Source organism: Algoriphagus aquatilis, assembly GCF_042657405.1.
Taxonomy (GTDB): Bacteria; Bacteroidota; Bacteroidia; order Cytophagales; family Cyclobacteriaceae; genus Algoriphagus; species Algoriphagus aquatilis.
This window is the reverse complement of sequence record NZ_JBHSKS010000029.1, coordinates 1-5,031: the sequence shown is the minus strand read 5'-3', so window position 1 is coordinate 5,031 and position 5,031 is coordinate 1. Positions and strand designations below refer to the sequence as shown.

At 43.8% G+C, this 5,031-nt stretch carries 6 protein-coding genes; 1 reads left to right on the top strand and 5 read right to left on the bottom strand.

What is annotated here, in order from left to right; all coding sequences use genetic code 11:
* Positions 1-146: 146 nt before the first annotated feature.
* The 5 genes from ACFPIK_RS18080 to ACFPIK_RS18060 all read right to left on the bottom strand — a co-directional run bounded on the left by ACFPIK_RS18080 (position 147) and on the right by ACFPIK_RS18060 (position 2,774).
* A complete protein-coding gene (locus ACFPIK_RS18080) occupies positions 147-437 on the bottom strand; it encodes a type II toxin-antitoxin system RelE/ParE family toxin (RefSeq protein WP_377917863.1) in 291 nt (96 codons plus the stop codon).
* Positions 424-681 (bottom strand): type II toxin-antitoxin system ParD family antitoxin, encoded by a 258-nt coding sequence (locus tag ACFPIK_RS18075; RefSeq protein WP_377917862.1) that lies wholly within the window; start codon positions 679-681, stop codon positions 424-426. The genes ACFPIK_RS18080 and ACFPIK_RS18075 overlap by 14 nt, the downstream gene beginning before the upstream one ends.
* Before the next feature lie 55 nt (positions 682-736).
* Positions 737-1,054, bottom strand: a complete 318-nt coding sequence (locus tag ACFPIK_RS18070; protein WP_377917861.1) for a type II toxin-antitoxin system PemK/MazF family toxin — start codon at positions 1,052-1,054, stop codon at positions 737-739.
* A 105-nt stretch (positions 1,055-1,159) separates the two neighbouring features.
* The gene (locus tag ACFPIK_RS18065; protein WP_377917859.1) at positions 1,160-1,396 is read right to left on the bottom strand and encodes a hypothetical protein; all 237 of its coding nucleotides are present in this window, start codon (positions 1,394-1,396) and stop codon (positions 1,160-1,162) included.
* Between the two features lie 238 nt (positions 1,397-1,634).
* Complete coding sequence (locus ACFPIK_RS18060) at positions 1,635-2,774, bottom strand: ATP-binding protein (RefSeq protein ID WP_377917857.1); 1,140 nt, start codon at positions 2,772-2,774, stop codon at positions 1,635-1,637.
* A 219-nt stretch (positions 2,775-2,993) separates the two neighbouring features.
* Here ACFPIK_RS18060 and ACFPIK_RS18055 point away from each other — a divergent pair, with 219 nt between their 5' ends.
* Positions 2,994-4,826 (top strand): alpha/beta hydrolase-fold protein, encoded by a 1,833-nt coding sequence (locus ACFPIK_RS18055; RefSeq protein ID WP_377917855.1) that lies wholly within the window; start codon positions 2,994-2,996, stop codon positions 4,824-4,826.
* Positions 4,827-5,031: the final 205 nt, after the last annotated feature.

The window sequence follows — 5,031 nt, the reverse complement described above, 5'->3', positions numbered from 1 at the left end:
CTTACCTGACCGAAGCGCATCTCCGGCCTGCTTGGCGAAAGCCTTGAAATCAAACTCTTCTTTGTCTTCTTTCATAGTCAAAATTTAATGGTTTAAATTTTGACACAGTTATTTGAACAGTCTCAAAATTCTAGGTTAAAACTGAATCACAGGAAGGAATTATAATCTCTACTTTTGTTCAATATCCTTACAATCAAAACCCCTCCATCCTCAAGCTGATAAAAAATTATGTGGGATTTGTAAACAAATGATCTTAAACCTTTTGAAACAAAATCAGACTGTTTTCCCATAAATGGGGATTGAGCCAATTTCAATAAGGTCTCTTCTAGGCCAAAGACATAGTTATTTGCTTGGGTATACCCAAATTGCAAGATCCCATAGGAATAGATTTCAACAAGATCTTCTTCAGCCTTAACGGATAATCTAAAGCTTTCCATCCGCTTTCATCTTGACCTCTACCTCCCGTAGGATTTCAGAGAAGGTTTTGGAGGAAATACCAGAGTCGATTCCTTCCTGAATAGCAACTTTAAGTTTTTGCAACTTTCCTTTTTGCTCTTGATCCTGTCTAATCAGGTGGCGCAGATATTCAGATTCATTGGTAAAGTCTCCTTCTTCAATTTGAGCCTTTATCCAACGGTCTTGCTGCTCCGTGAAGGTCACTGTTTTTCTAATTACCGCCATAGTCTTTTTATTTTCACCAATATTCATACGATTAATGCAATATTGGTTAATTCCGTTAAAAATCCATCACCGTTCCCAATTTCCCCCTAAGCTCCAACGCTTTTTCCAAACTCAGCTTCCCAAGCTTTTCCAAAAATCGGGGGTTATCCAAAGCACGGATTTGATCAACCAAAATCTCGGAGCCTTTTTCCAATCCTGTGCCTACCGAGTCTAAACGTACTCTTAGAATATTTTCCTCAGCTGAAAGTTGAGTTGTAATCGCGCAAATCAAGGTGGAAGGATGATCCAACTGATTGAGTAAATTGGTCTGAATCACCACAGCAGGACGAATTTTTCCGGGTTCGGTACCCCGGGCAGGATTCAGATTAACCAACCAAATTTCATATGATTATAATTTGATTTTTAAAGGTCATATGGAATCTTCGCATGACAGATAATCTTTCCTCTGTGTGACACCGACAGGGGGTCATGCTTGATTTCATATTGCCCCTTCATCGATCAGCTGATCAAATTCCGCATTCACTTCCATGGAAGAATCTCTTACCAGTTGAGAAGCTTTTGCGAATGCCTTGGCCAACTTCTTCCGCTTGTGATAGCGGTTATAAAAATCCAAGGCTTCATTGATATATCTATTTCTCGAAATTCCCTTTTCCTTGAGAATACCCTCCGTTTCCTCGAAAACAGATTCGTTTAGTTTTAAAGAAAGTGTTTTCATGCGTTTATAATTGTTTTTTAAAGGTCAGATAGCCAGTCCCGTTCCGAAAGCTATCGGGACCGGGAGAATCACGCATGTATTGACACCACAATTGGTTGAAAAGCTATGATTCATGCTCGATTTCATTTTTCTAGAAAGTATCACCAAAGGCATATACCTTTTCCCAAAAAAAGAAAGTTCGGATTTTGACGAATTACCTTTGACAAACAGGCTATTAAAACCAGAAAACTACCCGTACTTAATACGGATACTTACCCAACCACTCCCAAAAGTTGTCCTTGTGGATAACTTGCAGCGGTTGGGGACTGTAAGTCTCCTCAAAAATTTTGGGATACTTCACCTTGGCCTTTGGATTCCACTTAAACTCAAATGGGTAGATTTTTCCGTCGATTTCCTCGATGTAGTCAATCTCCTGTCCTCGCACATTTCTCCAAAAGTATACCCTGCCATAAAAACCATTATAGTTGAGCAATTTGGTTCGCTCGGCAATCAGGAAATTCTCCCAAAGAGCTCCTACATCCGCGCGGGAAGCAAGCGTGGCAAAATTTCCACTTATGCTATTCATAATCCCATTGTCCACAAAATACACTTTCCTGCTTGTGCTGATTTCCCCGCGGAGATTTCTGGAAAAGGGATTGAGTCGTTGGATGATAAAGGCTTTTTCCAATAAATCGATGTAGTTTTGGACAGTTGCTTTGTCTGCTTGTACAGTCTGGGAGAGTTCGTTGAAACTAACCTCCGAACCTACTTGCCAGGCTAAGGCCTGAAGGATTTTGGCCAAAAGCTCAGGTCTTCGGATCCCTTGAAAGTTGAGTAAGTCCTTGTACAAATAACTCGAAGCCAGATTATTCAGTATTGGAATTTCGGCTCCCTCTTGAGTAACCACCTCCGGGTAGGTGCCAAAAATCATGAACTTTTCCAAGGCAGTAAGGCAGTAAGGCATCCCCATACCCTGCACCAATTCGGACCATGAGAGCGGAAATAAACGGTATTCCCATTTTCTTCCAGTGAGTGGTTCGTGAACTGAGCTAGCCAACTCCAAAGCAGAGGAACCCGTGACAAGGCACTGAATTCCCTCAATATTATCAACAATGAGTTTGAGCGTCAGTCCGATTTGAGGAATCCTTTGGGCTTCATCCACTACCATCACTTGATACGAACCAAGATAAGCTTTCAAAAAAGATAGATTAGCATTTTGAAGAGCTTGCTGCGTGGTCAAATCATCCCCATTGAGGTACAAAAAAGGCTTCCCCAAGCTTTCAGCCAGCCTTCTAACTAAAGTAGTTTTTCCTACTTGCCTCGGTCCTAGGAGCAAAATCGCCTTTTTAAAATCGATTTTCCGAGCCAAAACCCCGAACAACTCTCTTTGAATATGCATTTTTGGAGATCGTAATCCCCAAAAATACGTATTTTAAGGGATTATAATCTCTAAATATTAATTTTTCTTAAGATAAGGACGTTTAAGATCCTCCAAAATTTTATTTAGCTCTTATTTTCTCAGGTTGGAAAAAACAGAATCCTATCTCTGTATCAGTGACCAATATTTGCCAAACTCACCATAACCCCTACTTTTATCCCAACCTAAACCCATTAACCTATGAAAAGATTCTTTCTCTTGACGCTCCTGATTTGCTTGGGAGCATTTTCCACCTTTGCACAAAAGGGCACCAAAGAGCGTATCAAAGTCCACAGCAAAGCCCTCGAAGGCAATTTGATCGGAGATCCGGCAGACCGGGATGTGACCGTTTATCTTCCTCCTTCCTATGCTTCCAATCCTGACAAGCGGTTCCCAGTGCTGTACATGCTGCATGGGTTTACCGACACGGATTCCCAATGGTTCGGCTGGGAAAAGCACTGGATCAACCTGCAGGACGTCATCGAGCAATCTCTGGCCGAGGGACTTTCCAAAGAAATGATCGTAGTCATGCCCAATGCCTACAACCGCTTCAAAGGCAGCATGTATGCGAATTCGGTCACGATCGGCGACTGGGAAACTTTTGTCACGCAAGAACTCGTCCGCTACGTCGATGCTAACTACCGCACTATCCCAACCAAGGAAAGTCGTGGACTTGCCGGGCATTCCATGGGTGGCTATGGCACCCTCCGCTTGGGCATGAAAAATTCCGAAGTTTATTCAGCCATCTACGCCCTTAGCCCCTGCTGCATGGATGGTGGTGCGTCAACTAATCCGGAATTGATGAAAAAGTTGGAGACCTTGACTCCGGATCAGCTTCAGGCCACCTCCTTTTTTGAAATTGCAGCCTTGGCCACCTCGGCAGCTTTTGCTCCCAATCCCAAAAACCCTCCGCTTTACCTGGATCTTCCTGCCAAAAATGGAGAAGCTCGCCAAGATGTGATCAACAAGATCATCGCCAACCGTACCCTCAACTTTGTCGATCAATACATCCTGAACCTCAAAAAACTGAAAGCCATCGCCATCGATGCAGGATTACAGGACAGAGGAATCAGCGAGGCGACCAAAAACCTCCACGAAGTGTTGGATTCCTACCAAATCCCCCACTTCTACGAAAGCTATGAAGGCGATCACCTTAACAGGATCGCCGAGCGGATTCGCATAAAAGCACTTCCTTTTTTCTCCGAAAATCTAGTCTTCCAAGCACCAACCAAATCTGAAATCATCGAAAACGGAGGAAAAGGAAGCTTTCCGGCTGTAATGACTTCTGCCACATCTTTTCCCACTCACACGATTTTCCAACCCCAAGATCTGTCCAAGTTTGGAAACAAAAACAAACTCCCCATCATCGCCTGGGGCAATGGGGCCTGCTTTGATTCCCCTTGGGAGCATGTCAACTTTCTAAATGAAGTGGCCTCCCATGGTTTTTTGGTAATCGCCATCGGCACGATGCCCAAGCAAACAGATGTCCGATCCAAGTCTCACAAACTCCTCGATGCCATCGACTGGGCCATCGCCCAAAATGCAGACCCTAATAGCCCTTATTTCCAAAAACTAGACACCCAAAAGATAGCCGTCAGCGGAATGTCCTGCGGAGGACTGCAAACGCTGGAAGTAGCCGGTGATCCAAGAATTACCACTGTCGGGGTGTTCAACAGTGGCGTTTTGGGAAATGGTGGAGGAATGCCCGGCATGCCTCAAGTCACCAAGGCTAAGCTCAATGAAATCAAAGTTCCTACACTCTACCTTTTGGGCGGTAAGTCTGACATCGCTTATGGAAACGGAATGGATGATTTTGAGCGAATCAATCATGTGCCAGTCTTCGTCGGCAATCTCGAAGTGGGCCATGGTGGAACCTATGGGCAACCTTATGGGGGAGAATTTGCCCGGGTGGCGACTGCATGGTACAAGTGGCAGTTGAAAGGCGATCAGGAAGCCGGGAAGCTCTTTTCTGGAAAAACTCCCGGTTTGGCAAAATCAGAGGGTTGGGTAGTAGAAAAGAAAAACATGGATTGAGTCTTTTTTCAGGCCTTCTCTAGGACTGAAAAATAAAGCCTTGAGTTAGACCTGTCAGGTTTCGAAAACCTGACAGGTACTCAAGTTTGGCTAATTTCTGGTATGAAACGCTGCTGCTAGTGTAGGATTATCTGATTTTTTGAGTGCTTGTAATTTTTTCTGGATGTTGACGAAGTCGGAGAAATTGATTTTTGAGGCGTCAGCC

Excerpts from the sequence above, each read along its gene's own strand:
- ACFPIK_RS18060 (WP_377917857.1), bottom strand. The coding sequence starts at position 2,774 with ATGCATATTCAAAGAGAGTTGTTCGGGGTTTTGGCTCGGAAAATCGAT.
- ACFPIK_RS18065 (WP_377917859.1), bottom strand. The coding sequence starts at position 1,396 with ATGAAAACACTTTCTTTAAAACTAAACGAATCTGTTTTCGAGGAAACG.
- ACFPIK_RS18080 (WP_377917863.1), bottom strand. The coding sequence starts at position 437 with ATGGAAAGCTTTAGATTATCCGTTAAGGCTGAAGAAGATCTTGTTGAA.
- ACFPIK_RS18055 (WP_377917855.1), top strand. The coding sequence starts at position 2,994 with ATGAAAAGATTCTTTCTCTTGACGCTCCTGATTTGCTTGGGAGCATTT.
- ACFPIK_RS18075 (WP_377917862.1), bottom strand. The coding sequence starts at position 681 with ATGGCGGTAATTAGAAAAACAGTGACCTTCACGGAGCAGCAAGACCGT.